Here is a 26,134-nt window from a genome sequence, read left to right on the forward strand (position 1 = left end):
ACTGGCGAATACAGCGTTGGAGAATTTTCCCATCCGCCCATGCGTCCTTCCATTCACGACACCGTTGTCCGCTCGACCTCCGGCAGGCCCGAGCTTCGCCATGTGACGCAGGTGCACGAATGGCGCATCGAGCGCACGCTGGACGCCGGCGGCTTGGTGCTATCGATCATCGCGCCAGGCGGCGAGAGCCAGTCGTTCCTGGTGGCGCCGGGCGACGCGCAGGACATCGGCGAGGTGCTGCGCCGCAGCGCCGCATGGACCGAGCGGCGCGGGCAATGACAGCGATGTGGCGCCACATGACGGGTGCGGAACGCATCCTCGAAGTCCTGCTGACGCGGCGCTCGGTGTCGCCGCGGCGGCTGCAATCGCCCGGCCCGAACCCCGACGAACTCGACGCCATCCTTCAGGCCGGCCTGCGCGCGCCCGACCACGGCGGGCTGCATCCGTGGCGCGTGATCGAGTTCCGCCCGCAGAACCGCGAGGCGCTGGCCTGGTGCTTCGAACAGGAAAAGCTGCGCCGCGATCCGCTCGCCAGCCCCACCGACCTGCGGCGCGCCCGCGAGCACGCCACGCGCCCGCCGCTGCTGCTGGGCTTCGTGGTGTCGCCGCGCGAGCGCAGCAAGATTCCCGCGCGCGAGCAGTGGCTGGGCGCCGGCGCGGCGCTGGGCAACCTGCTTGCGGCCGCGCACCAGCTGGGCTACGGCGCCATCGTGCTGAGCGGCGAACGCTGCTTCGACGAGACGCTGGTGCGCCAGGTCGGCGTGCAGCCGGGCGAGTACCTGGCGGGTTTCATCAGCATGGGCACGATCCGCGAGGCGCCGCCGCAGGCGCGCGAGACGCTGTCGCAGGACGTGTGGTCGTGCTGGCAGGGCGACCTGCTGCCGGGCGCGGCCGGCGATGCGTCAGGCGATGGCGATCAATCCATCCGGCCGTCGGAGCGCGTGCGCGGCAGCTGATCGAGCCGCGCGCCGAACCAGCCCACGCGCTCGGTCTCGCGCACGTCGAAGCGCGGCACGTAGGGCTTGATGTCCAGCACGGGCGTGCCGTCGATCATGTCGTTGCCGCTGAAATGCAGCGTCGTGCCCTCCACCGCCGTGAGCCGCACGATCGACAGGCCCAGCCGGTTCGGCCGCGCGGGCGCGCGCGTGGCGAACACGCCGTGCGTGGCATCGTCGAGAAAGGGCACCACCTCGAGCCGTTCGTGCGCGCAGCGGTGCAGGTGCGTCACGAGGATCAGGTAGTCGAAGCCTTCGATGTCGCGCAGCCCCGGCGCGAACTCGGCGAATACCTCGAGGTGCCCCACTTCGTCGGGCGCGCCGGCCGTCTGGATGGGCATGCCCGAGGTCTCCGTGAAGCGGCTGCGCACGATGCCGACCGGGCGGCAGACGACAGGGTCGATGTCGGCGGCGTTCATGGCGCGAGCAGCCGTGTGAGCGCCCGGACGTCGGCCGCCGTCGCGAGGCGCGCGGCGTTCTCGATGGCGCGGTAGCGCTTCACGATGTCCTCGCCCACGGGCGTGAGCGCCGTGCCGCCGCCGCGCGAGCCGCCGGCGGCGGTGTTCACTGCGGGCGAGGCCAGCGTCTGGTTCATCTCGTCGATCAGCATCCACGCGCGGCGGTACGACATGCCGAGCAGGCGGGCCGCCGCCGAGATCGAACCGGTCTCGGCCACGGCTTCGAGCACGGCGATCTTGCCGGGGCCGATGGCGATGGTGTCGTCCCGGTAGATGCGCAGGCGGAACTGGGCTTTGGATTTCATGGTGGCGCGAAGGGTAAACCATCCAGGTGCCGTCGGCACCCGTGGGCCGGGGCTACGCGGCGTCGAGCGCGCCGCTGTGCTGACGCGCCTGCGCCTGCCACTCGGGCGTCTGCAGGAAGGCCAGCGCCGCATCGAGCGCCCGCGCGGGCCGCACGCCCTCCTGCGTCATGAAGCCGATGGGCGTGCGCACCTCGGGCGCCACCAGCGGCAGCGCCTCCAGTTCACGGTGGCTGCGCACGGCCGCGACCATGGCGCCGGGCAGCACGCTGCTGACGGTGCCCGCGCTCACGGCCAGCGCGAGCGTGAGCACCGAGTTGGTCTCGATGGCCGGCGCCACCGCGGCCACGCCAGCCTCGCGCAGGGCCTGGTCGATGATGGCGCGGTTGTGCATGTCGGGCGTGAGCAGGCACAGCGGCAGCGTGCCGGCCTCGGCCCAGGCGATGGGACGACCGATGCGCAGCCGGTCGGCCGAGGGTTTCTTCGCGCGCCGCAGCAGGAAGTAGTGCTCGATGCTCTGCGGCCAGGCCTTGAGCTTGACGCCCGGCAGGTGCATGCGCTCGGTGTAGCCCAGCGCGAGGTCGACCGAGAGGTTTTCCAGGCCCGTTTCCAGCTCCTGCGAACTCATGGAAAGCACGGCCGGCACGATGCCCGGATGGCGCTGCTGCAGCATCGCGGCAAAGCGCGACAGCATCGGGATCGCGGTGGGCACGGCGGCCATGCGCAGCCTTCCGCGCGGGTCGCCGGCCTCGCTGCGCAGTTCCTGCAGCAGCACCTCGTTGTCGCGCAGCATGCGCTGCGCCGTGGCCAGCACGCGCTCGCCTTCGTGCGTGAGGCCCACGTACACGCGGGAGCGCTTGACGATGACGACGCCGAACTCGCCTTCCAGCGCGCGCAGCGCATTGGACAAGGCCGGCTGCGTGATGTGGCAGGCCTGCGCGGCGCGGCCGAAATGCTTGTGCTCGCTGAGTGCGACGAGGTAGCGCATCGAGGCGAGCAGGTTCATTGCGTGCGTCCTTTTTCTTCTTGCGGGCTCGCGTCCGGGGCGCCTGCACAGGCCCTCGCCCTGCCCCGCCTGTGCCTCAGGTGTTCTTGCTGATCGAGATCGTCGGGAACTTCGCCGAGAAGTCCTTCGCCTTCTCCGCGATCCCCACCGCCACGCTGCGCGCCACGGCCTTGTAGAGCCCGGCCACCTCGCCGTCGGGGTCGGACACCACCGTGGGCGCCCCGCTGTCCGCCTGCAGGCGGATGTTGATGTCCAGCGGCAGCGCGCCCAGGTAGGCCATCTGGTACTCGGCCGCCATCTTCTTGCCGCCGTCGGCGCCGAAGATGTGCTCGGCATGGCCGCAGTTGGAGCAGATGTGCACCGCCATGTTCTCCACGATGCCCAGGATCGGCACGCCGACCTTCTCGAACATCTGGATGCCCTTGCGCGCGTCGAGCAGCGCAATGTCCTGCGGCGTGGTGACGATCACCGCGCCCGTCATCGGCACGCGCTGGCTCAGCGTGAGCTGGATGTCGCCGGTGCCCGGCGGCATGTCGACGATCAGGTAGTCGAGGTCTTTCCAGTTGGTCTGGCGCAGCAGCTGCTCGAGCGCCTGCGTGGCCATGGGGCCGCGCCAGATCATGGCCTGGTCGGCGTCGACCAGGAAGCCGATCGACATCACCTGCACGCCATGGCGCTCCTTGGGCTCCATGTTCTTGCCGTCGATGCTCTCGGGGCGCCCGTCCAGGCCCATCATCATGGGCTGGCTCGGGCCGTAGATGTCGGCGTCGAGCAGGCCCACGCTGGCGCCCTCGGCGGCCAGCGCCAGCGCCAGGTTGGCGGCCGTGGTGCTCTTGCCCACGCCACCCTTGCCCGAGGCCACGGCCACGATGTTGCGCACGTTGGGCATCAGCTGCACGCCGCGCTGCACCGCATGGCTGATGACCTTGGTGACGATGTTGACCGACACGTTCTCCACGCCCGGCACGGCCTTGGCCGCGGCCACCAGCGACTTGCGGATGGCCGCGTGCTGGCTCTTGGCGGGGTAGCCGAGTTCGAGGTCGAACGAGACATCGCCCTCGGCGATCTGCAGGTTTTTGAGCGAGCGGGTCGCTGCGAATTCTTTGCCGGTGTTAGGGTCCGTGACGCTCTTGAGTGCGTCCATGAGCCCGTCGGGGGTGAGTGCCATTGATCAAACTCCTGAATGGCGGGTAGTCTATTCCGCCCGCCAAGCCCGTACCGGGACGCGCTCATTTCCCGTCCGAAAAACGCCGAAGAAGAAAAGACACCGACGCAATGCCCGAGACAAGCCCCGCCACCGGCCTGCTGCTGACAGGCGGCGGCGCCCGCGCCGCCTACCAGGTCGGCGTGCTCGAAGCCATCGCCGAGATCCGGCGCGACGCCGTGGCGGCGGGTGCGGCCATCGGCGGCGGCAACCCGTTCCAGATCATCACCGGCACCTCGGCCGGCGCCATCAACGCCGCGGCGCTGGCCTGCGGCGCCGACGACTTCGACCGCGTGGTCGCGCACATCGCGCAGGTCTGGGGCGAGTTCCGCGCCGAGCAGATCTACCGCGCCGACTCGCTCTCGGTGCTCGGCAGCGGCGCGCGCTGGCGCATGCTGCTCGGCCTGGGGCGCTTCGCGGCCAACTGGATGCGCATCAAGCCCAAGTCGCTGCTCGACAACACGCCGCTGGCCGGCCTGCTGCAACGCCTGGTGCCGCTGGACCGCCTACCGACGCTCATGCAGCAGGGCCACGTGCAGGCGCTGGCGGTCACGGCCTCGAGCTACAGCTCGGGCGAGCACGTGACCTTCTTCGAGGCGGCCGTGCCGATGGAGCCCTGGGTGCGCTCGCAGCGCCTGTCGGTGCGCGACCGCATCACGCACGCGCACCTGATGGCCTCGTCGGCCATTCCCTTCGTGTTCCCGGCCACCGCGCTGCCGATGCCGCCGGGCCACACCGAGTACTTCGGCGACGGCTCGATGCGCCAGTCGGCGCCCATCGCGGCGGCGATCCACCTGGGCGCACAGCGCATCGTGGTGATCGGCGCGGGCCGCATGCACGAGCCGCGCGACGAGGATGCGCCCAACACCCACAGCGGCTACCCGACCATGGCGCAGATCGCGGGCCATGCGCTGTCGAGCATCTTTCTGGATGCGCTGGCGGTCGACATCGAGCGCCTGCGCCGCATCAACCACACGCTGGGCCTCATTCCCGAAGAGGCGCGCGCAGCCAGCACGCTGCGCCCGCTCGACCTGCTGGTGATCTCGCCGTCGGAGCGCATCGACATGATCGCGGCGCGCCACGTCGACGCGCTGCCGGGCGCCGTGCGGCACCTGCTGGGCGGCTCGAAGGTCGCGGCCGACGTGAAGGGCGGCGCGCTCGCCAGCTACCTGCTGTTCGAGTCGGCCTACACGCGCGAGCTCATGGCGCTGGGGCGCGCGGACGCGATGCGCCAGCGCGACGAGGTGCTGCGGTTCTTCGGGTGGGTGCCGAAGTGACAGCGCACGCGGTCGGCTGAGCTCCTGCCCCTCAGTCCGCCTCGTCCAGCAGCCCCAGCACCACGTCCAGCAGCACGTTCGCGCCGTGCGCCAGGTCGGCGCTCGCCGTGTGCTCCTTCGGGTTGTGGCTGATGCCGCGCACGCTCGGCACGAAGATCATCGCGGCGGGCGCGATGCGCGCCATCATCTGCGCGTCGTGGCCCGCGCCCGAGGTCATGCGGCGGTGGCTCAGGCCGCGGGCGTGCGCGCTGGCCTCGACGAGGCGCACCAGCCGTTCGTCGAACTGCACCGGCTCGAAGCGCGCCAGCGTGCGGGCTTCGATGGTCACGCCTTCGGTTGTTTCGAGCTGCCGCAGATAGTCCGCCAACTCGCCCTCGGCGTCCTTCAGCGTCGCCTCGTCGGTGTGGCGCAGGTCGACCGTGAGCGTGGCACGCGCCGCGATCACGTTGATGAGGTTCGGGTGCAGGTCGATGGCACCGACGGTCGCGACCTGGCTGCCGCCGTAACGGCGCGCCAGCTCGCGCACGAACACCGCGATGGCCGCGGCGCAGTAGCCGGCGTCGTGGCGCAGGTGCATGGGCGTGGTGCCCGCGTGGTTCGACTGGCCGGTGACGACGATCTCCTGCCACGAGATGCCCTGCAGGTCGGCCACAGCGCCGATGGTGACGCCCTCGGCCTCCAGCACCGGGCCCTGCTCGATGTGCAGTTCGACGAACGCGTGCGGCACCAGCGCGCCGCAGGCCATGTCGCCCGCGTAGCCGATGCGCGCGAGCTCGTCGCCCAGCCGTGCGCCGTCGGTGGCGGCAGTGTCGAGCGCCGCCTCGAGCGCCAGGCCGCCCGCGTGCACCAGCGAGCCCATCATGTCGGGCATGAAGCGCACGCCCTCCTCGTTGGTGAACGCGGCGACCACGAAGGGGCGCAGCGTCTGGCGCTGGCGTTCGTTGAGCCAGCGCACCACCTCCAGGCCGGCCAGCACGCCGTAGTTGCCGTCGTAGCGCCCACCCGTGGCGACGGTGTCGATGTGGGAGCCGGTCATCACGGGCTTCGCATCGGGCAGCTGGCCGGGGCGGATGCCGAAGATGTTGCCGATGCGGTCGATGCGCACGGTGAGGCCCAGGTCACGCATCCATTGCACGAGCCGGTCGCGGCCCGCGCGGTCGGCGTCGGTGAGCGCGATGCGGCAGACGCCGCCTTGCGTCGTCGCGCCGATGGCGGCGTGCGCGTCGATGCGCGCCATCAGCGCGGCTTCGACGATGCCTTCGCGCTGCAGCCATTGCGCCTGCGCCGCCACGACTTCTTCGCCCGAGCATCCGGTCAGCGCGCGGTACACGCCGGGCGCGGTCGCGCCTTCTGTGCTGAACAGCAGCACGCGCGAGCTGGCGTCGAGGCCGGCGGCGCGCGCCAGTTCGGGATCGGCCGCGAGCACCTGCAGCGCGGCGAGGCCGGCCGCGCCGGATTCGCCGACCAGCACCGGCAGGTCGCCCGCCTCGCCGGCGGCGAAGGTGCGCATCGCGTGCTCGGCGTCGGCATCGGCGACGGTCATGAAGAGATCGACCGAGGGCTGCAGGAAGCGCCACGCGAGCGGCGAGGTCTCGCCGCAAGCCAACCCCGCCATCACCGAATCGACACTGCCGGTGGCGCGGTCGGGGCGACCGCTTCGCGCGCTCTGCAGCAGGCAGTCGGCCTGCTCGGGCTCGACGACGATCAGCGTCGGCCGCGCGGCGCCGTAGCGCTCCCAGAAATGGCTGGCCACGCCGGCCGCGAGCCCCCCGACGCCGCCCTGCACGATGACGTGGGTGAAGGGGCACGGCGCGCCGGGCGCGGTGTTCTCGAGCAGCTCGTCGACGAGGATGCCGTAGCCCTGCATCACGTCGCGCGGAATCTCTTCGTAGCCTTCGTAGGAGGTGTCGGAGACCACCTCCCAGCCGTTCACCCGGGCCAGGCGCGCGGCCTCCTCGACCGAGGCGTCGTAGTTGCCGGCGATGCGCACGATCTCGGCGCCGAGCGCGGCGATGGGCGCCTCGCGCTCCTCGCTGACCAGCGCGTGCAGCACGATCACGCAGCGGCAGCCCATGCTCTGCGCAGCAGCGGCCAATGCGCGGCCGTGGTTGCCATCGGTCGCGCTGATGACGACGAAGTCGCGCAACGCCTCGGCGTGCCGGCCCGCGAACAGGTCGGCCGGCGTCCAGCCCCGGTCGGGCCAGCGGCGCAGCACGAGGCGCAGCAAGGCCACGGGCGCGCCGAGCACCTTGAAGCTGCCGAGTGCGGAGCGGCGCGATTCATCCTTCACGACGACCTGCGCGATGCCCAGTTGTGCGGCGAGCCGGGGCAGCGGCCAGGCCGGCGTCGGCTGCGGCGAGAGCCGGTCCCAGGTGGACAGCCACTGGCGGCTCTCGCGGCCGCGTGCGATGTTCATGACGGCCTGCAGGGCCGCGTCGTAGCCGCGCCGTTGCGCGTGAGGGTTGGCGAAGAGCATGGGAAGAAAACCGGAAAAGAAGAATGGATCAGGCCGCGGTGCGCACGGGAAGCTGCTGGCGCACGATTTCCGCGAAGTAGCGCGCGCCCGTGGTCAGCACCGCGTCGTTGAAGTCGTAGCGGCCGTTGTGCAGCGGCGTGCCGCCGGGCTCGCCCTCGGCGCCGTTGCCCAGGAAGACGAAGGCGCCCGGCACGGCGCGCAGGAAGGCGCCGAAGTCTTCCGAGATCATCATCGGCGCGACGTTGGCGTCGACCTTCCCGGCGCCCACCACGGCCGTCGCGGCGGCCACCGCGGTCGGCACGCATTCGGCCCAGTTCACGGTGGGCGCGAACTCGTGCGTGTAGCTGAACGTGCACTCCGCGCCGTGCATGCGGCAGATGCCTTCGCTGATCTCGCGCATGCGCGCCTCGAGCATGCGCTGCACGGCCGGGTCGTAGCTGCGCGTGTCGCCCTTGATGACCACGTTCGACGGAATGGCGTTGCGGATGCCGTCGGTGATGAACTCGGTGCACGACACCACGGCCTGCGCGCCGGGGTCGAGCGTGCGCGACACGATGGTCTGCAGCGCCAGCACGATCTGCGCGCCGATCACGATCGGGTCAATGCCCATGTGCGGCCGCGCCGCATGCGTGCCCCGGCCGTGGATGTGGATGACGAAGTTGTCCTCGCTCGCCATCAGGCCGCCCGCGCGCGTGGCGAAGGTGCCGGCGGGCAGGCCGGGCATGTTGTGCAGGCCGTAGATCTCGTCGACCGGGAAGCGTTCGAACAGGCCGTCGTCCATCATGGCGCGGGCGCCGCGGCCATGCTCTTCGGCGGGCTGGAAGATGAAGCGCACGGTGCCGTCGAAATCGCGCCGCTCGCGCAGCAGCTGCGCGGCGCCAAGCACCATCGCCATGTGGCCGTCGTGGCCGCAGGCGTGCATGCGCCCGGGCGTGCCGGAGGCGTAGGGCCGCTCGGTCGCCAGCTCGGTGATGGCCAGCGCGTCCATCTCGGCGCGCAGGCCGATCACGCCGGAGCCGCTGCCGACCGTGAGGCTGGCGACCAGCCCGGTGCCGCCGATGCCGGTGTGCACCTCGAGCCCCAGCGCCCGCAGCGCGTTGGCAATGAAGGCCGCGGTCTTCGCCTCCTCGAAGCCGGTTTCGGGCATCGCATGCAGCTGGTGCCGCCAGCCGGCCAGCTGGTCGCGCAGGGGTTCGTCTGGAAACTTCATGGCGAGATGCTATTGACAACGCAGCGGGACAGGTGCGCAAAATAAGCCGCTGCCACGCAACGTTTTTGCGTGAAGCCCGCCCTTTCTCATGACCCCCCTCGACGCCCTCGACCTGCACCTGCTCGAACTGATCCAGGCCGACAGCCGCCTCTCGCAGGGCGAACTCGGCGAGCGCATCCACCTGTCGACGGCGGCGGTGAACCGCCGGCTCAAGCGCCTGCGCGACGAGGGCGTGATCCAGCGCCACGGCGCCGTGCTGTCGCCGGCCGCGCTCGGGCACCCGCTCACCATCGTGGTCGAGGTCGAGGCCGAAAGCGAGCAGATCGAGCGGCTCGACGCCATGAAGCAAAGCTTTCGCGACTGCCCGCAGGTGCAGCAGTGCTACTACGTGACGGGTGAGTGGGACTTCATCCTCGTGTGCGTGGTGCGCGACATGGCGCAGTACACCGCGCTCACCCGCCAGCTGTTTTTCCAGAGCAACAACGTCAAGCGCTTTCGCACGCTGGTGACGATGGACCCGGTGAAGGTCAGCCTGGATGTGCCGGTGTCGGCGGGGGCGTGAGCGCGCGGGCGCTCGGCGTCACGAGCTCAGACCGAACAGCGCCAGGAGGCCCAGCACGAACCAGCCGGCCTTCTTGGCGCTGTCTGCGCTTTCCTTCGAGATCGGCCACAGCTTGGCGCGGCGCCAGGCCCTGAAGTTGTTGGCCACCGCCAGGCCCACGCCGACCAGCAGCAGCGGCGGCATGTTCCACACGGCAGCGCCGATACCCGACAGCACGATGATCAACAGGCCCGCCGTCCAGATGCCGTTCGAGGTGCTGGCCAGCACATGCGAGAGCTTGCCGCAGCGCCCGCACGCCGCCGGCGAACCGCGGCTGGACAGGCGCTTGGCCATGGCGGCGATGCCCGGCTGGCGGCAATGGGGACAGGCGTAGGTCATGCGGCTCCCGCGAACGACGTGGAAGCCGACGATAGCCGATGCGCTCAGCGTGCCGACAACATCGACCGCAGCATCAGCAGCACCGCACCGACGATCGGCGCCAGCGCCAGCAGTCGACCGGGTTCGAAGGCCAGCCCGGCGACCGCGCCGAGCAGGCAGCCGGCCTTGACCCACATCGGCACCGCGCCCCAGCCACGCCCATGGGTCACGGCAAGCGCGACCAGCGCGCTCCACCCGACCGCGCCGCCAAAAACAGACAGCGTCCAGCTCAGCAGGTAGAACGCCGAGTCGGCGTCGCGGAACGCGAGCGCGGTGCCCAGGCCGCGCCAAGTGTGCCACCAGCCGTCGAACAGCAGGAAGCCGGTGGCCGAGGCGGCCCACCAGAAGAAGGCGTAGAGGCTGGCAACGCCGGCCAGGGCGGCCAGCCCGCCCAGCAGGCGCCGGGTGATGTCGTCGAAGGGCGTGTGGTCGCGCCAGGCGGCTGTTTGTCCGTGGTCCATGCTCGGAGCTCCATTGGTTCGCAATGGGTCCGACGGTAGGCGGCGAATGTGCGGGCTGGATGAAGCCTGTGTGAAGCGGGGGGATCAGGCCTCGGGTGCTTGTTGCACTTCTGGTGCGTCAGCGGAAATGCCCAGTTCCGCGCACACGCGCCCCAGCAGCGCCTTCAGCGAGGCCACCTCGGCTTCGAGCCGCGCCACGTTGGCCTTGAGCGCCGCGACCTCACCGAGCGAGTCGCCGTGCGTGGCAAAGGCGCCGTCGCCCGATGCGCCCGGCCCCGCCACCTCTTCCGCCGGCGGGCCGCTCAGCAGGTGCGCCCAGCGGCTTTCGCGCGCGCCCGGCAGGCGCGCCAGCTTCACCACCAGCGCGCCGGCCGGCCGTTCGGCGAGTTCGTTGAGGAAGCCCTCGACCGACGAGATGTCGGCGAAGTTGTGCATGCGGTCGCAGGCGATGCGCAGCTCGCCGGCCGTTTGCGGGCCGCGCAGCATCAGCACCGTGAGCAGGATCACCGACTGCGACGGAATGCGCAGCACGCGGTCGATGTTGTGCTCGTAACGGAAGGCGCGCCCGCCACTGGTCTCGGCCACGAGGCTGTAGCCCTTCAGGCTGTCGATGGCGGCCTGCACCTGCGACTCGCTGAGTTCGAGCACCGGGTTGCGGCTGGTCTTCTGGTTGCAGCCCGACACCAGCGAGTTGAGCGTGAGCGGGTAGCTGTCGGGCACGGTGCGCTGCTTTTCGGCCAACACGCCGAGGACGCGGGTTTCGAGGAGGGACAGGACAGGCAGCGGTGTGGACATGGCGCAGGAAGAAGAGACTGGGACAGAAAGGAAAAAGGCAGCCGGGCCTCAGGGCGCCACCACGGCCAGCATCGGCCCGAGGTCGCGCACGAAGTCGTTGCGCTGCAGTGTCTTCGAATAGATCGCCGACACGGTGCCGTCGAGGTACAGCGCGTCGCGGCAATGCAGCACGTCGCGCAAGTACAGCGCGAAGTCGTAGAAATTCACCGGCGTCTCGGCAAGGACGAAGACCGCGGTGGTGCCCGACACGCACACGCCGTTGCGCGTCTTGCGCGAATCCGAATTCGGAATGAGCGCCGGGTGCACCGCGCCGTGGCGCAGCAGCAGCGGGCCCGACTGGGTCGCCAGCTGCACGCCACCTTTCGCGGCGATCGCCGGGTATTCCGAGGCCTCGACGATGCGCGGCCCGTCGGCCGTCACCAGGAACACGCCATTGGGCTTGCGAAAGAAATTGCCGACGCCGTCGGCCAGGTTCAAAGGTGCTTCCTCGCGGCTTTCGCGCACCAGCAGCCCGACGGGTGCGAAGTCGGCGTGGTACATGCCGGCGTTCGCCGCGAACAGCAATTGCTTGTTGCGCGCCTTCAGCCAGGCCTCGAGCCGGTCGAAGCGCTTGAAGGCGGCGCCGGTGTCGTCGTTCAGGAACAGCGCGAGCTTGTCGGTGCGCAGGTCGACCTTGACGACGGTGTAGCGCGGCGGCGCGTCCACGGCGCCGGCGGCGGACCACGCCAGGCCGGCGAGCAGGAAGACCAGCGCAGGCAGCAGCAGTTTTTTCATGCGACCTGCACTGTCTGCTTTTCTCAGCCGCCGTTGATGCGCGCGACCAGCGCCTTGGTGAAGGCCGCCGTGCCGGCGCTGCCGCCGAGGTCACCGGTGCGCACGTTGTCCAGGTTGAGCGTCTGGTCGATGGCGGTGCGCAGGCGCGTGGCCAGCTCGGGCCGCTTGACGTGGTCGAGCATGAGCGCGGCCGCCAGCAGCAGCGCGGTCGGGTTGGCGATGCCCTTGCCGGCGATGTCGGGGGCCGAACCGTGCACGGCCTCGAAGATCGCGGCGTTGGTGCCGATGTTGGCGCCGGGCGCCATGCCCAGGCCGCCGACCAGGCCGGCCACGAGGTCCGAGAGGATGTCGCCGAACAGGTTGGTGGTCACCAGCATGTCGAACTGCCAGGGGTTGAGCACCAGCTTCATCGCGCAGGCGTCGATGATCACGGTGTCGAGCTCGAACTGGCCCTTGTACTTCTCTTCGTACAGGTCCAGGCCGGTCTCCAGGAAGATGCCGGTGAGCGCCTTCATGATATTGGCCTTGTGCACCAGCGTGACCTTCTTGCGGCCAGTGGCCACGGCGGTGTCGAACGCGTATTCGAGGATGCGGCGGCTGCCCTTGCGGGTGTTGACGCCGGTGGCCATGGCCACGGCGTGCGGGTCGCCGTCGATGGGCACGTAGTGCTCGTGGCCGATGTACAGGCCCTCGAGGTTCTCGCGCACCACGGTCAGGTCGATGTTGTCGTAGCGCCCGCCCGGGATGATGGTGCGCGCAGGGCGCAGGTTGGCGTACAGCTGGAACTCCTCGCGCAGGCACACGTTCGACGAGCGGTAGCCCCCGCCCGAGGGGGTTTCGAGCGGGCCCTTGAGCGCCAGGCGGGTGCTGCGGATGCTGTCCAGCGTGGCCTTGGGCAGCGGGTCGCCCGAGGCCTTGACGCCGCCCAGGCCGGCGATCTGGGTGTCCCACACGAAAGGCGCCTTCAGCGCGTCGAGCGCCGCCAGGGTCGCGTCGACGATCTCGGGGCCGATGCCGTCGCCGGGGATGAGGGTTGCGGGGATCGAGGTGGTCATCGGCGGCGGCTCACTTTCAGTAAAGAGGCTGCGAGCATACGTCGCACGGGCGACACCCCCGTGGGCTCAGGGGTCACTCCGGGTACCCCGCCGGCGGGGTGAGCAGCCCCATGGCGGCGGCCCCGGGACGGGCCGCCTAAAATGCCCGGTTCCCGGACGCGGCCCCTGGCCGCCTCCACGGGCCCCGCGCCCCTTCCGTTCGTCACTCCCGAAAGCGCCCTCCCCGATGTCCGCCCCGCGCAAGCTCTTCGTCACCACCGCCCTGCCGTATGCCAACGGCAAGTTCCACATCGGCCACATGATGGAATACATCCAGGCCGACATCTGGGTGCGGAACCAGCGAATGAATGGCGCCGACGTCAACTTCGTGTGCGCCGACGACGCGCACGGCGCGGCCATCACCATCGCGGCCGACAAGGCTGGCGTGACGCCGCAGGCCTTCGTGGCCGAGATCGCCGCGGGCCGCAAGCCCTACCTCGATGGCTACCACATCGCCTTCGACAACTGGCACTCGACCGACGCGCCCGAGAACCACCAGCTGGCGCAGGACATCTACCGCGACCTGCGCGCCAACGGCCTCATCGAGACCAAGAGCGTCGAGCAGTTCTACGACCCGGCCAAGGGCATGTTCCTGGCCGACCGCTTCATCAAGGGCGAGTGCCCCAACTGCCACTCGAAGGACCAGTACGGCGACAACTGCGAGGTGTGCGGCGCGGTGTACGCGCCCACCGAGCTGATCAACCCGTACTCGGCGCTGTCGGGCGCCAAGCCCGAGCTGCGCAGCTCGGAGCACTTCTTCTTCAAGCTGTCGGACCCGCGCTGCGAGGCCTACCTGAAGGAATGGACCGCCGCCCCCGGCCACGTGCAGCCCGAGGTGCAGAACAAGATCCGCGAGTGGCTCTACAAGGACGACGAAGGCAAGGGCGGCCTGGGCGACTGGGACATCAGCCGCGACGCGCCCTACTTCGGCATCGAGATCCCCGATGCGCCGGGCAAGTACTTCTACGTGTGGCTCGACGCGCCCGTGGGCTACCTGGCCTCACTGAAGAACCTGCTGGACAAGCGCTGCATCGAGCTGGGCGGCGACGGCATCTCGTACACCGAGTACATGGCCGACCCCGAGCTGGAGCAGGTGCACTTCATCGGCAAGGACATCATCACCTTCCACACGCTGTTCTGGCCCGCGATGCTGCATTTCAGCGGCCGCAAGGCGCCCAACGCCGTGTACGTGCACGGCCACCTGACGGTGAGCGGCGAGAAGATGAGCAAGAGCCGCGGCACCGGCATCGACCCGCTCAAGTACCTGTCGATCGGACTCGACCCCGAATGGCTGCGCTACTACATCGCCGCCAAGCTCAACGGCCGCAACGAGGACATCGACTTCAATCCCGACGACTTCGTGGCGCGCGTCAACAGCGACCTCGTGGGCAAGTACATCAACATCGCCAGCCGCGCGGCCGGCTTCATCGGCAAGCGCTTCGGCGGCCAGCTGGGCGCGGTGTCGGCCGACGGCGAAACGCTGCTGTCCACGCTGCGCGCTGCTGCCACGCAGGTGCAGTCGCTGTACGACGGCCGCGACTACGCCCGCGCGCTGCGCGAGGTGATGGCGCTGGCCGACAAGGTGAACGAGTACGTCGACCAGAACAAGCCCTGGGAACTGGCCAAGAAGGAAGGCGCCGAGGCGCGCCTGCACGACGTGTGCACGGTGTGTATCGAGGCCTTCCGCCTGCTCACGCTGTACCTCAAGCCCGTGCTGCCGGCGCTGGCCGTGAACGTCGAGGCCTTCCTGAAGATCGCGCCGCTGACCTGGGCCGACGCCGCGCAGGCCCTGCCGGCCGGCCACGCCATCGGCGACTACAAGCACCTGATGCAGCGCGCCGACCCCAAGCAGGTCGACAAGCTGTTCGACGTGCCCGAAGCGGCAGCCGCCGCGCCTGTGGCCACGGAAGCACAAGAACTGCCGGGCGGCGAAGCCATCGCGCCGACCATCACCATCGACGACTTCGCGAAGATCGACCTGCGCATCGCAAAGATCGTGGCCTGCGAGAAGGTCGAGGGCTCGACCAAGCTGCTGCGCCTGACGCTCGACGCAGGCGAAGGCAAGACGCGCAACGTGTTCAGCGGCATCGCCTCGGCCTACCAGCCCGAGCAGCTCGTGGGCAAGCTCACCGTGCTGGTCGCCAACCTCGCGCCGCGCAAGATGAAGTTCGGCGTCAGCGAAGGCATGGTGCTGGCCGCGAGCCACGGCGACGAAAAGGCCCACCCGGGCATCCACGTGCTCGAGCCCTGGGCGGGCGCGACGCCGGGCATGCGCGTGCGCTGACCCGACGACGCAAAGAAGAACTAGCCGAACTTGTTGTTCAACACGAGGTCGGCGAACACCTTGCCGCCCACCGAGATGTGGTCGCGCATCGCCTCCGCGGCGTTGTCCGCGTGGCCTTTCAGAATCCACTCGACCACCCGTTCGTGCTCCCGCTGTGAAGCGGCGAGCCGGCCGGGCTTCTCGAACATCCGCCCGCGGTAGGCCGAGATGCGCAGGCGCACGGTCTGCGCCTGCTCCACGATGAAGGGGTTGCCGCTGGCGCGGTAGATCACGTCGTGCAGCGCGGCGTTGGCCTGCTGGTAGGCCTCGGCGTCGTCCGCCTGCGCCTGCGCGGCGGTGCCGGCCAGGGCGCGCAGCAGCTCCTCGCGCAGCGCCGGGCCGATGCGCAGCGCGGCCAGCCGCGCCAGCACGCCCTCGAGCTCGCCGAGCGCTTCCATCATCGCCACCAGTTCGTTCGCCCGCAGCTGGCGCACGTAGATGCCGGTGCGCGGAACGATGTCGACCAGCCCGCGCGCGCTGAGCAGCAGCAGCGCCTCGCGCACCGGCGTGCGCGAGGTGTTGAAGCTCAGGGCCAGGGCCTTTTCGTCGATGGCCATGCCGGGCGACAGCACGCCGCCCAGGATGTCTTGTTCGAGCCGGGCGCGGATGCGGTCCTGCAGGCTGTGGGTGTCGAGGGTTTTCGCGGGTTGCATGGCGATCTGGATATTAGCTAACCTTACAGATATATCAATTCATCTGTTTGGTACATCAATGTCTCCCACCCTCGCGATCGACGGCCACGTGGCCTATCTGACGCTGCACCGTCCCCAGGCCGCCAACAAGCTCACGCCGGACGATCTTCCCGTGCTGATCCAGCATGTGGACACAGTGAACCGCACGCCCGAGGTGCTGGTGCTGGTCCTGCGCGCCGAGGGCAAGTACTTCTGCAGCGGATTTGATATATCAGAGGTGGCCGCCCAGAGCCAGACCGAGGGCCGCAGCTTCGGCGAGATGGTCGATGTGTTCGAAAACTGCCGCGCCGTCACCATCGCGGCGGTGCACGGCGGCGTCTACGGCGGCGCGACCGACCTCGTGCTGGCCTGTGACTTCCGCGTGGGCGCCCGCAGCGCCGAGATGTTCATGCCCGCCGCCCGGCTCGGCCTGCACTACTACCAGAGCGGCATGGAGCGCTACGTGTCGCGGCTGGGGCTGGACACGGCCAAGCGCCTCTTTCTCACCGCCGAGAAGCTCGACGGCGCCGCCATGCGCGACTGCGGCTTTCTCACGCAGCTGGTCGACGACGCCGCCGCGCTCGACGCCGAGGTGCAGCGCCTGCGCACTGTGCTCGCGGGCATGGCGCCGCTGGCGCTGCTGGGCATGAAGAAGCACCTGAACCAGATCGCGCGCGGCACCGCCGACGCGGCCGCGATCTCGCGCGAGGTGCAGCGCACCGTCGCCTCCGAAGACCTCGCCGAGGGCGGCCGGGCCTGGCGCGAGAAGCGCACGCCGGTGTTCCAGGGCCGCTGAGCGCGCCCGCCCTTCCCTACACAAGACCCAGGAGACAAACCATGAAGCAAGAACTGCGAGCCCTCTCGTTCGCCGCCGCCGCGCTGCTGGCCTCGGCTGGCGCACTGGCCGACACCTACCCCTCGCGCCCGATCACGCTGCTGGTGGGCTTCCCCGCCGGCGGCGGCGCCGACACGGTGGCGCGCATCGTCGGCGACAAGCTGGGCAAGCTGCTCGGCCAGCCGATCGTCATCGACAACAAGCCGGGCGCCGGCACCACCATCGCGTCCGACCAGGTCGCGCGCGCCGCGCCCGACGGCTACACGCTGCTGCTGGGCAGCGCCAACCTCTACGGCAGCGACAAGCTGCTCTACAAAAGCGTGAAGTACGACGGCGCCAAAAGCTTCGTGCCGATCTCGCGCTGGAGCTCGGCGCCGATGCTGCTCGCGGTGAACAAGGACGTGAGCGCCAAGACCGTGCAGGCGCTGATCGCCGAGGCGCGGCAGAACCCCGGCAAGCTGGCGTACTCGTCCTCGGGCGCCGGCGTGGTGACGCACCTGGCGGGCCTGTCGTTCGAGAAGGCGGCCGGCGTGCAGATGCTGCACGTGCCGTACAAGGGCGGCGCGCCGTCGATCCAGGCCGTGGCCGCGGGCGACGTGCAGCTCACCTTCGGCACGCCGCCCTCGGTGCTGCCGATGGCGCAGGGGCAGAAGCTGCGCGTGCTGGCCGTCACCTCGGGCCAGCGCTCGCCGCTCTTTCCCGACGTGCCCAGCGTGGCCGAGGCCGGCGTGAAGGGCTACGACTACACCTTCTGGTTCGGCCTCTTCGGCCCGGCCGGCCTGCCGCCGGAGGTGGCGCAGAAGCTGTTCGACGCCAGCGTGGCGGCGCTGAACGATCCCGAGGTCAAGGCGCGGATGGAGAAGTCGGGCAACGAGTCGGCGCCCTCGAAGTCGCTGGCCGAATTCCGCGCCTGGGCCCTGGCCGAAGGCGCGAAGTCGAAGGAACTCACCGAGCGCTCGGGCGCGAGCGTCGAATGAGCACGCACGCACCCAAGGCAGGCCCGCTGCAGGGCTTCACCGTCATCGACCTCACGCGCGTGCTCGCGGGCCCGTACTGCACGCTGCTGCTCGCCGACCTGGGCGCGCGCGTCATCAAGGTGGAGCAACCCGGCCTGGGCGACGACGCGCGGCAGATCGGCCCCTTCGTCGAGGGCGACTCGGCCTACTTCATGTCGGTCAACCGCAACAAGGAGTCGATCGCGCTCGACCTGAAGGCACCGGCCGACCGCGCGGTCTTCGAGCAGCTGCTGGCCACGGCCGACGTGCTGGTCGAGAACTTCCGGCCCGGCACGATGGAAAAGCTGGGCTACGACTGGCCGACGCTGCACGCGCGCTTTCCGAAACTCGTGTTCACCTCGGTCTCCGGCTTCGGCCAGACCGGCCCCTACAGCAGGCGCCCCGCCTACGACATGGTGGTGCAGGCGATGGGCGGCATCATGAGCCTCACCGGCCACCCGGGCGCGCCGCCGACGCGCGTGGGCGTGTCGATCGGCGACCTCGGTGCCGGGCTGTACGCGGCCGTCGGCACGCAGGCCGCGCTGCTGCAGCGCGGGCGCACGGGCGTAGGCGACCGGGTCGACGTGGCCATGCTCGACTGCCAGGTTGCACTGCTCGAGAACGCGATCTCGCGCATGGAGGCCGAGGGCCGCGCGCCAGGACCGATCGGTTCGCGGCACCCGTCGATCACGCCCTTCGACGTGTTCCGCGCGGCCGACGGCTGGTTCGTGATCGCGGCGGGCAACGACGCGCTGTTCCAGCGCCTGTGCACCGCGCTCGAGCTGCCCGCGCTCGCCGGGGATGCGCGCTTTGCCACCAACCCGGCGCGCTGCCAGCACCACGAGGCGCTCAAGCAGTTGCTCGAAGAGCGCCTGTCGACCGCGCCCTGCGCGCACTGGCAGGCGCTGCTGATGCAGCACAACATTCCCACCGGCGACTACAACGACGTGGCCGCGGTGGTGAACGACCCGCAGGTGCAGGCGCGCGAGATGCTGGTGCAGGTGCGCACGCAGGGCGGCCAGCCGCTCACGGTGGCGGGCAACCCGGTGCACGTCGGCGGGCTGCGCACGCAGGTGCGACGGCAACCGCCGCGGCTGGACCAGGACCGCGAGGCGATCCTGGCGTCGCTCGCCCGATCCAGCGCTGCGGGTGCAGAATCCGCCCATGCAACGCAGTGACCGCCTCCGCCCCTTCGTCCTTTCCGCGCTCGGCCTCGCGGGTGCGCTGCTGCTGAGCGGCTGCGCGGTGGTCAGCGTCGCGAGCACGGCCGTGAGCGTGGGCGCCGGCGCAGTCGGCCTCGCGGCCGATGCCGCCATCGGCACCGCGCGCATCACCGGCAAGGCCGTGGGCGCGGCGGCCGACGCGGTGATTCCCGACAGCAAGGACTGACGGCCGTTCAGCGCGGCAGACCCAGCGCCGCGAGGTGCGCGGGCGTGTGCTGCGCCTTTTCCTTGCGCACGAAGGCCGAACGCAGTGCCGCGTGCGGCTCGGCAGGATCGAAGAAATTGCGCCGCATGTGCGCCAGCTCCTCGTCGCGATAGGCCTGCAGCGGCTTGGCTGCTTCATCGCGGGCACGCGCCGCCTGCTTGTCCGCCAGGCGCGCGGCCAGGTCCGGCGATGCCGCCAGTTGCGCGGCCAGCCGGCCGACCTCGTCACCCAGTTCTTCCGGTGCGGCCTGCAGCACGCGCTGCGCCAGGCCCAGCGCCACCGCGCGCTTGGCGCTCACGGGCAGCGCCGACTGCGTGAGCCGCGCGGCCTCGTCGGCGCCCACGCGGCGCGGCAGGCTGTAGGTCCAGTATTCGGAGCCGTGCAGGCCCATGAGCTTGTAGTGCGGGTTGAGCACCACGCCGTCACGGCACCACACCTCGTCGGCCGCGAGCGCGAGCATCACGCCGCCGGCCGCGGCATTGCCGCCCAGCGCGGCCACCGTGAGGCGGTCGGTGGTCGTGAGCACGGCCTCGACCAGGTCGTTCATCGCGTGGATGTTGGCCCACGATTCTTCCGCCGGATCGGCCGCCGCCTCGATCACGTTCAGGTGGATGCCGTTGGAGAAGAAGTCGCGCAGCCCGCCGAGCACCAGCACCGAGGTCGGCCGGGTGCAGGCGAAGCGGTAGGCCGCCAGCAGACGCCGGCATTGCGCGGTGCTCATGGCCCCGCCCGCGAAAGAGAAGTTCAGCACACCGACAGCGCCGTGCTCGCTGTAACGCATGTCGGTCCAGGTGCGGCGGCCAGCGGGCAACTCGAGCGGCGCGGCCACCTCGGGCAGGCCGGCGGGCAGCCGCGCGCCCAGCGCCTCGACAGCCGGCAGCTTGTAGCTCGGCAAACCGGAGCCCGGCTCGCGCCAGGGCCGCAGCTGGGTGAGCCAGACCGCGCCGTCGACGGTGGCGCGGCAGACGGCGCCGGCGCGGGTGGCGATCATTTCGCCGGGCGTGCCGCGCAGTTCGTCCTCGGCATGGCCGCCGTGCAGGTACCACGATGCGCCCAGCAGCTCGTCAAGCACGCCGGGCTGCGAATCGGCCGCGCGCAGCTGCCGCAGCACCGATTCCGTGGTCTGCGTGGCCCAGTCGATGCGGCGCTCGGCCTGCTTCATGAAGGGCCGCCAGCCGGCGGCGAGGTCGGCCGCCTTCTGCCGCTTCGGCTTGTAGGTGCCCGAGGCGAAACGCTCGACGGCCAGCAGCACGGCGTCGACGGCGGCATCGGCCACCTCGCCGCGGTACAGGTCGCTCTTGCCGGCCTGCGGCGGCACCTTCAGCGGCGACCAGGCCCAGACATCGCCCGCGTCCATCTCGGCCACGGCCTCGAGCACGGTGACGCCCCAGCTGTCGACGCCGCCCTGCAGCGTCCGGTCGAGCGAGGACGGGCCGCGGTCGCCAGGCGGGCCCGGATGCACGATGAGGCAGGTGTGGGCGCGCCAGACGTCCTCGGGAATCGCGGTGGTCAGCATCGGCGCGACGATAAGTGCCGGCGCGTGCTGGCGCACCGCTTCACGCAGCGCCTCGTCATCGCCGAGCGCCAGCACGACGCCCGCGGTGTGGCCCCGGTCCTGGAGCTCGGCCAGCACGCGCTGCGTGAGGCTGTTGAACGCGCTCGCGACGAGCAGGATGTGCATGGGCGACCTCATTGACGTTTGTTTCAAAACGTCAAAAATGTATCTGCCAGCCTCGCCGCCGATAAGCTGACTGAAAGTACTCACCGCCGGGAAATCGCCGGGCCGCCGCGACGGCCGGGCCACAATGACCGCACATGTCGTCGCCGCTGAACCTCACCCGCTTTCGCCCCCGCCTGCTGGACACGATGGCCGGCTACGACCGGGGGCGGTTCCTGGGAGACCTCGGCGCGGGCGCCACGGTAGGCATCGTCGCGCTGCCGCTGGCCATGGCCTTCGCCATCGCCTCGGGGCTCAAGCCCGAGGCCGGCATCTGGACGGCGATCATCGCGGGCTTCCTGATCTCGCTGCTGGGCGGCTCGGCCGTGCAGATCGGCGGGCCGGCGGGCGCGTTCATCGTGATCGTCTACGGCATCGTCGAGCGCTACGGCGTGGCCAACCTGCTGATCGCCACCGCCTGCGCGGGCGTGCTGCTGTTCATGGCGGGGCTGTTCGGGCTCGGGCGACTGGTGCGCTTCGTGCCGCTGTCGATCGTGGTGGGCTTCACCAACGGCATCGCGGTGCTGATCCTGCTGTCGCAGCTCAAGGACTTGCTCGGCCTCACGGTGGAGCGCATGCCGGCCGACGTGTTCTCGCAGCTGCACGCGATGGCGCTGAGGCTGGACACCTTCAACCCGCACGCCTTCGCGCTCGGCCTGGCCTGCGTGCTCGGGCTGCTGGCGTGGTCGCGGCTGTTTCGCGGCGACTCGGCGCTGGCGCGCGCGGTGCAGCGCGTGGGCGGACGCTGGGTGCAGACGCGCCCGGTGCAGATCGTCGGGCGCATCCCGGGGCCGATCGTCGCGCTGGTGTCGCTCACGCTGGTGTCCTGGGGCTTCGCGCTGCCGGTGGAAACCATCGGCACGCGCTTCGGCGGCATTCCCGAGGGCGTGCCGGCCTTCGCGCTGCCCGATTTCTCGTGGGAGACCGTCAAGCAGCTGGTGACGCCGACGCTGACCATCGCGCTGCTCGGCGCCATCGAGTCGCTGCTGTGCGCGCGCGTGGCCGACCAGGTCAGCGGCCAGCCGCGCCACGACCCGAACCAGGAGCTCATGGCGCAGGGCATCGCCAACCTGGTCACGCCCTTCTTCGGCGGCATGCCGGCCACGGGCACCATCGCGCGCACCGTGACCAACATCCGCTCCGGCGGCAGCTCGCCCATTGCAGGCATCGTGCATGCGGTCACGCTGCTGGTCGTGGTGCTGCTGGCGGCGCCGCTGGCGCGCCATGTGCCGCTCGCGGTGCTGGCGGGCATCCTGGTGTTCGTCGGGCTGAACATGGGCGAATGGCGCGAGTTCACGCCCGGCCAGCTGCGCCACTTCAGCCGCCACTACCGGCTGCTGATGCTCGGCACCTTCTTCCTCACGGTGGTGTTCGACCTCACGGTGGCGGTGCAGGTGGGCATCGTGCTGGCATGCGCGCTCTTCATCCGGCGCATGAGCGGGCTGTTCAGCGTCGAGCTGGTGACGCTGCAGCCGCCGGTGCTCACCTACCGGCTGTACGGCGCCATGTTCTTCGGCGCGGCGGCCAAGCTCGACGAAGCAGTGAACGCCGCGGAACGCGCGCCGCGCGGCATGACGCTGGTGCTCGACGCCACGCACCTGATCTACATCGATGCCACCGGCGTCGATGCGCTGCGGCAGTTGCACCGGGCGGTGCTGGCGCGCGACGGATTGCTGCGCATCGAGTCGCTGCAGCCGCAGCCGCTCGAGGTGCTGGAGCGTTCAGGCTTTGCCGAGGAGTTGACGACGGGCCAGCCCGGCGCGTCGCACGGCGCGTAGCTGTTACGGTGCTTCGGTGCCCCGGTCGGGCGACGAGCCGCTGCGCACCACGCGCTGGTCGTCGTTCAGCGTAGCGGTGAAGACCATCGACGAATTCGGTGGCTGCACCCAGCGCCATTCCCATTCGGTCTCGCGCTTGAGCGCATAGGGCGTGACCTTGGCCGGCTTGCCCAGCAGCTTGCGCAGGTCTTCCATCATCATGCCGGGCTGCACCTTGGCGAAGTTCTCGGGCGTGAGCACCTGGCGCAGCGCGCTCATCTTGCCGTCGGCGCCGATGGTGATCATGTAGTTCTTCTGGCCCTGCGGCTGGCGGTTGAACTCCAGCACGCGGCCGTTGGGCACGTCCCAGACGTTCTCGGGTTCGCCGAAACGCGCGCGCACGTCGGCCTCGGTCGAGACGCCCTCTTCGAGCTCGCTGATGCGCTGCGGATCGCAGCCCGCGAGCCCGATCAGCGCCGCCAGCAGTCCTGCCACGAGGCCGATCCGGCCCTTCTGAAATCGTTGCATGCCGTCCCCGGTAAAATTCGAGCGATAAAGGTCCAGTCTATGTCCATCTTCCGCCGCCCCCACTACACCTCCGAGATCACGAACTTCATCGAGGAGATGAAGCAAAAGAAGCCGACGCTGGAATCCGAACAGCGCGCCGGCCGCGCCCTGCTGTGGGACAAGCACCTCGACCGCAGCCTGCTCGAGGAGTACAGCGAAGCGCGCGTGCCGATGCAGCCGTACGTCTACCAGACCCAACCCAAGTGAATGGTGCCCACCCGGCATCCCGCCGCCCAGCCTGCGCACACAGCTATTAAGTTGATAGCAACTTCCTCATGAGCGCAGACGAGGACAACGGCACGATCGTGGCCAGCATGCCCGAGGTCGTCGACCAGGTCGCCCTGGCCCGGCTCTACGGCGAGCCGCTGTTCGCGATGCCGAAGGACCTGTACATCCCGCCCGAGGCGCTGCAGGTTTTCCTGGAGGCCTTCGAGGGCCCGCTCGACCTGTTGCTGTACCTGATCCGCAAGCAGAACTTCAACATCCTCGACATCCCGATGGCGGGCCTGACGCGGCAGTACCTGAGCTACGTTGACGAGATCCGCCAGACCAACCTCGAGCTCGCGGCCGAGTACCTGCTGATGGCCGCGATGCTGATCGAGATCAAGTCGCGCATGCTGCTGCCGCCCAAGAAGGTGGCCGACGGCGAAGAGGCCGAAGACCCGCGCGCCGAGCTGGTTCGCCGGCTCATGGAGTACGAGCAGACCAAGCTCCAGGCCGCCGCCATCAGCGCGCTGCCGACCTACGGGCGCGACTTCTGGAAGGCGCAGGTCTACATCGAGCAGTCGATCAAGCCGCGCTTTCCCGACGTCGACGTGGTCGAGCTGCGCGACGCCTGGGCCGACATCATGAAGCGCGCCAAGCTCGTGCAGCACCACAAGATCTCGCGCGAAGAGCTCAACGTGCGCGAGCACATGAGCATCGTGCTGCGCCACCTGCAGGGCCAGCGCTTCGTCGAGTTCGAGAAGCTCTTCGACGTCTCGCGCGGCGTGCCGGTGCTGATCGTCACCTTCATCGCGATGCTCGAGCTCGCGAAAGAGACGCTGATCGACATCACGCAGGCCGAAGCCTTTGCCCCCATTTACGTCAGATTGGCCTACTCGCCCGCCTGACCCAACCGGTTCCATTCCCCGTGACTTCTGCCGTACGCGACTTCGACGTCCTCATCGTCGGCAGCGGCCTTGCCGGCCTCTCCGCCGCGCTGCACCTGGCCCCCACGCACCGCGTGGCCGTGCTCACCAAGCGCGCGCTGAACGACGGCTCCAGCGCCTGGGCCCAGGGCGGCATCGCGGCCGTGCTGGCGGCGGGCGACAGCTTCGACGCCCACGTGGAAGACACGCTGGTGGCCGGCGCTGGCCTGTGCGACCCCGAGGCCACGCGCCTCGTGGTCGAGGGCGCGCCGCAAGCCATCGGCTGGCTGCGCGAACTCGGCGTGCCCTTCTCGGAAGAAGGCGGCGACCTGCACCTGACGCGCGAAGGCGGCCACAGCCAGCGCCGCATCGTGCACGTGACCGACGCCACCGGCGCGGCCGTGCAGCAGGTGCTCATCGAGCGCGTGCGCCGCACGCCCAACATCACGCTGTTCGAGCACCACACGCTGGTCGACCTGGTCACCGGCACCAAGCTCGGGCTGGCCGACCCGTCCTGCCAGGGCCTGTACGCGCTGGACGACGAGACCGACGAGGTGCTGGCCTTCCGCGCGCCGCACACCATCCTGGCGACCGGCGGCGCGGGCAAGGTGTACCTGTACACCACCAACCCCGACACCGCCACCGGCGACGGCATTGCCGCCGCCTGGCGCGCGGGCTGCCGGGTGTCGAACCTGGAGTTCATCCAGTTCCACCCGACCTGCCTGTACCACCCGCACGCCAAGTCGTTCCTGATCAGCGAGGCGGTGCGCGGCGAAGGCGGGCTGCTCAAGTTGCCCGACGGCACACGCTTCATGCCCACGCACGACGAGCGCGCCGAACTGGCGCCGCGCGACGTGGTGGCCCGCGCCATCGACTTCGAGATGAAGAAGCACGGCCTGGACTGCGTGTACCTCGACATCTCGCACCAGCCGCCCGCGTTCCTGAAGGAACACTTCCCCAACATCCTGGCGCGCTGCCTGGAGCTGGGCATCGACATCACGCGCGAGCCGATTCCCGTGGTGCCCGCCGCGCACTACACCTGCGGCGGCGTGCTCAGCGACTTGGCCGGTCGCACCGACATCCCGGGCCTGTACGCCATCGGCGAAACCGCCTGCACCGGCCTGCACGGCGCCAACCGGCTGGCCAGCAACTCGCTGGTCGAGTGCATGGTGTTCGCACGCGCCGCGGCCGACGCCATTGCGCAGGCCCCGTCGCGCGAACGCGCCGCGCTGCCCGCCTGGGACGAAAGCCGCGTCACCGACGCCGACGAAGCCGTGGTCATCTCGCACAACTGGGACGAGCTGCGCCGCTTCATGTGGGACTACGTCGGCATCGTGCGCACCAACAAGCGCCTGGAGCGTGCGAGCCATCGCATCGCGCTGCTGCAGGCCGAGATTCAGGAGTTCTACGCGAACTTCCACGTCACGCGCGACCTGCTCGAACTGCGCAACCTGGTGCAGGTGGCCGAGCTGATCGTGCGTTCCGCGCAGGCCCGCCACGAGAGCCGTGGCCTGCATTTCAGTCGCGATTACCCTTCGCTGGCCGAGCCCACCGCACCCACCGTGCTGGTGCCGCCGGTCGACTGAGCCCACCCTTCGTCACCTTTCGATCACCCTCAGGATGCCCGGCCACCGACGCCCGCAGGGAGAAAGCCAACCATGTCGAACACCCCTACCCCAC

Annotated in this window: 27 protein-coding genes and 1 pseudogene; 13 read left to right on the plus strand and 15 right to left on the minus strand. The window is 70.0% G+C overall.

Features of this window, described 5'->3' with window-relative positions; all coding sequences use genetic code 11:
- Positions 1 to 39 precede the first annotated feature (39 nt).
- Both AC07XP_RS25375 and AC07XP_RS25380 read left to right on the plus strand, forming a co-directional pair.
- On the plus strand, positions 40 to 279 hold the full coding sequence (locus AC07XP_RS25375) for a hypothetical protein (protein WP_495266233.1): 240 nt from the start codon (positions 40 to 42) through the stop codon (positions 277 to 279).
- Positions 276 to 956 carry a nitroreductase family protein gene (locus AC07XP_RS25380; RefSeq protein ID WP_139700232.1) on the plus strand — a complete coding sequence of 227 codons (681 nt, stop codon included), beginning with the start codon at positions 276 to 278 and terminating at the stop codon, positions 954 to 956. Before AC07XP_RS25375 ends, AC07XP_RS25380 begins: the two co-directional genes overlap by 4 nt.
- Here AC07XP_RS25380 and tsaA read toward each other — a convergent pair.
- The 4 genes from tsaA to apbC all read right to left on the minus strand — a co-directional run bounded on the left by tsaA (position 917) and on the right by apbC (position 3,929).
- Positions 917 to 1,414 (minus strand): tRNA (N6-threonylcarbamoyladenosine(37)-N6)-methyltransferase TrmO, encoded by a 498-nt coding sequence (gene tsaA, locus AC07XP_RS25385; protein ID WP_495266234.1) that lies wholly within the window; start codon positions 1,412 to 1,414, stop codon positions 917 to 919. The two genes, AC07XP_RS25380 and tsaA, sit on opposite strands and share 40 nt — an antisense overlap.
- Positions 1,411 to 1,758, minus strand: coding sequence for a winged helix-turn-helix domain-containing protein (locus AC07XP_RS25390; protein ID WP_062478989.1), 348 nt, complete (start codon positions 1,756 to 1,758; stop codon positions 1,411 to 1,413). The genes tsaA and AC07XP_RS25390 overlap by 4 nt, the downstream gene beginning before the upstream one ends.
- Positions 1,759 to 1,810: 52 nt before the next feature.
- Positions 1,811 to 2,761, minus strand: coding sequence for a LysR family transcriptional regulator (locus tag AC07XP_RS25395; RefSeq protein WP_062478987.1), 951 nt, complete (start codon positions 2,759 to 2,761; stop codon positions 1,811 to 1,813).
- A 76-nt stretch (positions 2,762 to 2,837) separates the two neighbouring features.
- Positions 2,838 to 3,929 (minus strand): iron-sulfur cluster carrier protein ApbC, encoded by a 1,092-nt coding sequence (gene apbC, locus AC07XP_RS25400; protein ID WP_062478984.1) that lies wholly within the window; start codon positions 3,927 to 3,929, stop codon positions 2,838 to 2,840.
- A gap of 107 nt (positions 3,930 to 4,036) precedes the next feature.
- Here apbC and AC07XP_RS25405 point away from each other — a divergent pair, with 107 nt between their 5' ends.
- Entirely contained in the window at positions 4,037 to 5,242 is a 1,206-nt protein-coding gene (locus tag AC07XP_RS25405; RefSeq protein WP_495266235.1) for a patatin-like phospholipase family protein, read from the plus strand.
- 31 nt (positions 5,243 to 5,273) lie between these two features.
- Here the strand turns inward: AC07XP_RS25405 and AC07XP_RS25410 are convergent, their stop codons facing one another.
- From AC07XP_RS25410 to AC07XP_RS25420, 3 genes and pseudogenes are all read right to left on the minus strand, one after another.
- Entirely contained in the window at positions 5,274 to 6,479 is a 1,206-nt protein-coding gene (locus AC07XP_RS25410) for a M20 family metallo-hydrolase (RefSeq protein ID WP_495266246.1), read from the minus strand.
- Positions 6,480 to 6,518: 39 nt separating this feature from the next.
- Positions 6,519 to 7,718, minus strand: a pseudogene (locus AC07XP_RS25415) (diaminopropionate ammonia-lyase); the annotation flags it as partial.
- A 28-nt stretch (positions 7,719 to 7,746) separates the two neighbouring features.
- Positions 7,747 to 8,928 (minus strand): M20 aminoacylase family protein, encoded by a 1,182-nt coding sequence (locus AC07XP_RS25420; RefSeq protein ID WP_495266236.1) that lies wholly within the window; start codon positions 8,926 to 8,928, stop codon positions 7,747 to 7,749.
- Positions 8,929 to 9,016: 88 nt separating this feature from the next.
- On the opposite strand from AC07XP_RS25420, the gene AC07XP_RS25425 reads away from it, so the two are divergent.
- Entirely contained in the window at positions 9,017 to 9,490 is a 474-nt protein-coding gene (locus AC07XP_RS25425; protein WP_095743953.1) for an Lrp/AsnC family transcriptional regulator, read from the plus strand.
- A gap of 18 nt (positions 9,491 to 9,508) precedes the next feature.
- Here the strand turns inward: AC07XP_RS25425 and AC07XP_RS25430 are convergent, their stop codons facing one another.
- From AC07XP_RS25430 to AC07XP_RS25450, 5 genes are all read right to left on the minus strand, one after another.
- Positions 9,509 to 9,868, minus strand: a complete 360-nt coding sequence (locus tag AC07XP_RS25430; RefSeq protein WP_495266237.1) for a hypothetical protein — start codon at positions 9,866 to 9,868, stop codon at positions 9,509 to 9,511.
- Between the two features lie 44 nt (positions 9,869 to 9,912).
- On the minus strand, positions 9,913 to 10,368 hold the full coding sequence (locus AC07XP_RS25435) for a hypothetical protein (RefSeq protein WP_495266238.1): 456 nt from the start codon (positions 10,366 to 10,368) through the stop codon (positions 9,913 to 9,915).
- Positions 10,369 to 10,452: 84 nt separating this feature from the next.
- Entirely contained in the window at positions 10,453 to 11,163 is a 711-nt protein-coding gene (locus AC07XP_RS25440; protein ID WP_495266239.1) for a YceH family protein, read from the minus strand.
- A gap of 48 nt (positions 11,164 to 11,211) precedes the next feature.
- Entirely contained in the window at positions 11,212 to 11,937 is a 726-nt protein-coding gene (locus AC07XP_RS25445; protein ID WP_495266240.1) for a phosphodiester glycosidase family protein, read from the minus strand.
- A gap of 23 nt (positions 11,938 to 11,960) precedes the next feature.
- Positions 11,961 to 12,992, minus strand: a complete 1,032-nt coding sequence (locus AC07XP_RS25450) for an isocitrate/isopropylmalate dehydrogenase family protein (RefSeq protein ID WP_495266241.1) — start codon at positions 12,990 to 12,992, stop codon at positions 11,961 to 11,963.
- 226 nt (positions 12,993 to 13,218) lie between these two features.
- On the opposite strand from AC07XP_RS25450, the gene metG reads away from it, so the two are divergent.
- Positions 13,219 to 15,315, plus strand: a complete 2,097-nt coding sequence (metG, locus tag AC07XP_RS25455; RefSeq protein ID WP_354343040.1) for a methionine--tRNA ligase — start codon at positions 13,219 to 13,221, stop codon at positions 15,313 to 15,315.
- 20 nt (positions 15,316 to 15,335) lie between these two features.
- On the opposite strand, the gene AC07XP_RS25460 is transcribed toward metG, so the two are convergent.
- A complete protein-coding gene (locus tag AC07XP_RS25460; protein WP_062478945.1) occupies positions 15,336 to 16,007 on the minus strand; it encodes a GntR family transcriptional regulator in 672 nt (223 codons plus the stop codon).
- A gap of 58 nt (positions 16,008 to 16,065) precedes the next feature.
- Between AC07XP_RS25460 and AC07XP_RS25465 the strand changes: the two genes are divergently transcribed.
- Genes AC07XP_RS25465 through AC07XP_RS25480 form a run of 4 tightly spaced genes read left to right on the plus strand, consistent with a single transcriptional unit; the run spans position 16,066 to position 19,244 of the window.
- The gene (locus AC07XP_RS25465; protein ID WP_139700202.1) at positions 16,066 to 16,821 is read left to right on the plus strand and encodes an enoyl-CoA hydratase/isomerase family protein; all 756 of its coding nucleotides are present in this window, start codon (positions 16,066 to 16,068) and stop codon (positions 16,819 to 16,821) included.
- Between the two features lie 41 nt (positions 16,822 to 16,862).
- Positions 16,863 to 17,837 (plus strand): Bug family tripartite tricarboxylate transporter substrate binding protein, encoded by a 975-nt coding sequence (locus tag AC07XP_RS25470; RefSeq protein WP_062478940.1) that lies wholly within the window; start codon positions 16,863 to 16,865, stop codon positions 17,835 to 17,837.
- Positions 17,834 to 19,033, plus strand: coding sequence for a CaiB/BaiF CoA transferase family protein (locus tag AC07XP_RS25475; protein ID WP_495266242.1), 1,200 nt, complete (start codon positions 17,834 to 17,836; stop codon positions 19,031 to 19,033). Before AC07XP_RS25470 ends, AC07XP_RS25475 begins: the two co-directional genes overlap by 4 nt.
- Positions 19,020 to 19,244: a hypothetical protein gene (locus AC07XP_RS25480; RefSeq protein ID WP_390346101.1), complete on the plus strand. Its 225-nt coding sequence runs from the start codon at positions 19,020 to 19,022 to the stop codon at positions 19,242 to 19,244. Before AC07XP_RS25475 ends, AC07XP_RS25480 begins: the two co-directional genes overlap by 14 nt.
- A 7-nt stretch (positions 19,245 to 19,251) precedes the next feature.
- Here AC07XP_RS25480 and AC07XP_RS25485 read toward each other — a convergent pair whose 3' ends face one another.
- A complete protein-coding gene (locus tag AC07XP_RS25485) occupies positions 19,252 to 20,964 on the minus strand; it encodes an enoyl-CoA hydratase-related protein (RefSeq protein WP_495266243.1) in 1,713 nt (570 codons plus the stop codon).
- A 134-nt stretch (positions 20,965 to 21,098) separates the two neighbouring features.
- Here AC07XP_RS25485 and AC07XP_RS25490 point away from each other — a divergent pair, with 134 nt between their 5' ends.
- Positions 21,099 to 22,778 carry a SulP family inorganic anion transporter gene (locus AC07XP_RS25490; RefSeq protein WP_062477119.1) on the plus strand — a complete coding sequence of 560 codons (1,680 nt, stop codon included), beginning with the start codon at positions 21,099 to 21,101 and terminating at the stop codon, positions 22,776 to 22,778.
- 3 nt (positions 22,779 to 22,781) lie between these two features.
- On the opposite strand, the gene AC07XP_RS25495 is transcribed toward AC07XP_RS25490, so the two are convergent.
- Entirely contained in the window at positions 22,782 to 23,285 is a 504-nt protein-coding gene (locus AC07XP_RS25495) for a hypothetical protein (protein WP_062477116.1), read from the minus strand.
- 39 nt (positions 23,286 to 23,324) lie between these two features.
- Here AC07XP_RS25495 and AC07XP_RS25500 point away from each other — a divergent pair, with 39 nt between their 5' ends.
- From AC07XP_RS25500 to nadB, 3 genes are all read left to right on the plus strand, one after another.
- Complete coding sequence (locus tag AC07XP_RS25500; RefSeq protein ID WP_070061458.1) at positions 23,325 to 23,531, plus strand: DUF3460 family protein; 207 nt, start codon at positions 23,325 to 23,327, stop codon at positions 23,529 to 23,531.
- A 68-nt stretch (positions 23,532 to 23,599) separates the two neighbouring features.
- Entirely contained in the window at positions 23,600 to 24,436 is an 837-nt protein-coding gene (locus tag AC07XP_RS25505) for a segregation and condensation protein A (protein ID WP_056578351.1), read from the plus strand.
- A 20-nt stretch (positions 24,437 to 24,456) separates the two neighbouring features.
- Positions 24,457 to 26,040, plus strand: coding sequence for an L-aspartate oxidase (gene nadB / locus AC07XP_RS25510; RefSeq protein ID WP_495266244.1), 1,584 nt, complete (start codon positions 24,457 to 24,459; stop codon positions 26,038 to 26,040).
- The last annotated feature ends 94 nt before the right edge of the window (positions 26,041 to 26,134 follow it).

The organism is Variovorax sp. GW531-E2 (assembly GCF_059423125.1).

What these genes read in the sequence shown, in the direction of transcription:
- AC07XP_RS25500 (WP_070061458.1), top strand. Translation starts at nt 23,325, where the DNA reads ATGTCCATCTTCCGCCGCCCCCACTACACCTCCGAGATCACGAACTTC.
- AC07XP_RS25490 (WP_062477119.1), top strand. Translation starts at nt 21,099, where the DNA reads ATGTCGTCGCCGCTGAACCTCACCCGCTTTCGCCCCCGCCTGCTGGAC.
- AC07XP_RS25420 (WP_495266236.1), bottom strand. Translation starts at nt 8,928, where the DNA reads ATGAAGTTTCCAGACGAACCCCTGCGCGACCAGCTGGCCGGCTGGCGG.
- AC07XP_RS25410 (WP_495266246.1), bottom strand. Translation starts at nt 6,479, where the DNA reads ATGGCGCGCATCGACGCGCACGCCGCCATCGGCGCGACGACGCAAGGC.
- AC07XP_RS25470 (WP_062478940.1), top strand. Translation starts at nt 16,863, where the DNA reads ATGAAGCAAGAACTGCGAGCCCTCTCGTTCGCCGCCGCCGCGCTGCTG.
- AC07XP_RS25430 (WP_495266237.1), bottom strand. Translation starts at nt 9,868, where the DNA reads ATGACCTACGCCTGTCCCCATTGCCGCCAGCCGGGCATCGCCGCCATG.
- AC07XP_RS25450 (WP_495266241.1), bottom strand. Translation starts at nt 12,992, where the DNA reads ATGACCACCTCGATCCCCGCAACCCTCATCCCCGGCGACGGCATCGGC.
- AC07XP_RS25425 (WP_095743953.1), top strand. Translation starts at nt 9,017, where the DNA reads ATGACCCCCCTCGACGCCCTCGACCTGCACCTGCTCGAACTGATCCAG.
- AC07XP_RS25475 (WP_495266242.1), top strand. Translation starts at nt 17,834, where the DNA reads ATGAGCACGCACGCACCCAAGGCAGGCCCGCTGCAGGGCTTCACCGTC.
- AC07XP_RS25465 (WP_139700202.1), top strand. Translation starts at nt 16,066, where the DNA reads ATGTCTCCCACCCTCGCGATCGACGGCCACGTGGCCTATCTGACGCTG.
- AC07XP_RS25395 (WP_062478987.1), bottom strand. Translation starts at nt 2,761, where the DNA reads ATGAACCTGCTCGCCTCGATGCGCTACCTCGTCGCACTCAGCGAGCAC.
- AC07XP_RS25440 (WP_495266239.1), bottom strand. Translation starts at nt 11,163, where the DNA reads ATGTCCACACCGCTGCCTGTCCTGTCCCTCCTCGAAACCCGCGTCCTC.
- AC07XP_RS25445 (WP_495266240.1), bottom strand. Translation starts at nt 11,937, where the DNA reads ATGAAAAAACTGCTGCTGCCTGCGCTGGTCTTCCTGCTCGCCGGCCTG.
- metG (WP_354343040.1), top strand. Translation starts at nt 13,219, where the DNA reads ATGTCCGCCCCGCGCAAGCTCTTCGTCACCACCGCCCTGCCGTATGCC.
- AC07XP_RS25435 (WP_495266238.1), bottom strand. Translation starts at nt 10,368, where the DNA reads ATGGACCACGGACAAACAGCCGCCTGGCGCGACCACACGCCCTTCGAC.
- AC07XP_RS25390 (WP_062478989.1), bottom strand. Translation starts at nt 1,758, where the DNA reads ATGAAATCCAAAGCCCAGTTCCGCCTGCGCATCTACCGGGACGACACC.
- apbC (WP_062478984.1), bottom strand. Translation starts at nt 3,929, where the DNA reads ATGGCACTCACCCCCGACGGGCTCATGGACGCACTCAAGAGCGTCACG.
- AC07XP_RS25460 (WP_062478945.1), bottom strand. Translation starts at nt 16,007, where the DNA reads ATGCAACCCGCGAAAACCCTCGACACCCACAGCCTGCAGGACCGCATC.
- tsaA (WP_495266234.1), bottom strand. Translation starts at nt 1,414, where the DNA reads ATGAACGCCGCCGACATCGACCCTGTCGTCTGCCGCCCGGTCGGCATC.
- AC07XP_RS25405 (WP_495266235.1), top strand. Translation starts at nt 4,037, where the DNA reads ATGCCCGAGACAAGCCCCGCCACCGGCCTGCTGCTGACAGGCGGCGGC.
- AC07XP_RS25495 (WP_062477116.1), bottom strand. Translation starts at nt 23,285, where the DNA reads ATGCAACGATTTCAGAAGGGCCGGATCGGCCTCGTGGCAGGACTGCTG.
- AC07XP_RS25375 (WP_495266233.1), top strand. Translation starts at nt 40, where the DNA reads ATGCGTCCTTCCATTCACGACACCGTTGTCCGCTCGACCTCCGGCAGG.
- AC07XP_RS25485 (WP_495266243.1), bottom strand. Translation starts at nt 20,964, where the DNA reads ATGCACATCCTGCTCGTCGCGAGCGCGTTCAACAGCCTCACGCAGCGC.
- AC07XP_RS25380 (WP_139700232.1), top strand. Translation starts at nt 276, where the DNA reads ATGACAGCGATGTGGCGCCACATGACGGGTGCGGAACGCATCCTCGAA.
- AC07XP_RS25505 (WP_056578351.1), top strand. Translation starts at nt 23,600, where the DNA reads ATGAGCGCAGACGAGGACAACGGCACGATCGTGGCCAGCATGCCCGAG.
- AC07XP_RS25480 (WP_390346101.1), top strand. Translation starts at nt 19,020, where the DNA reads ATGCAACGCAGTGACCGCCTCCGCCCCTTCGTCCTTTCCGCGCTCGGC.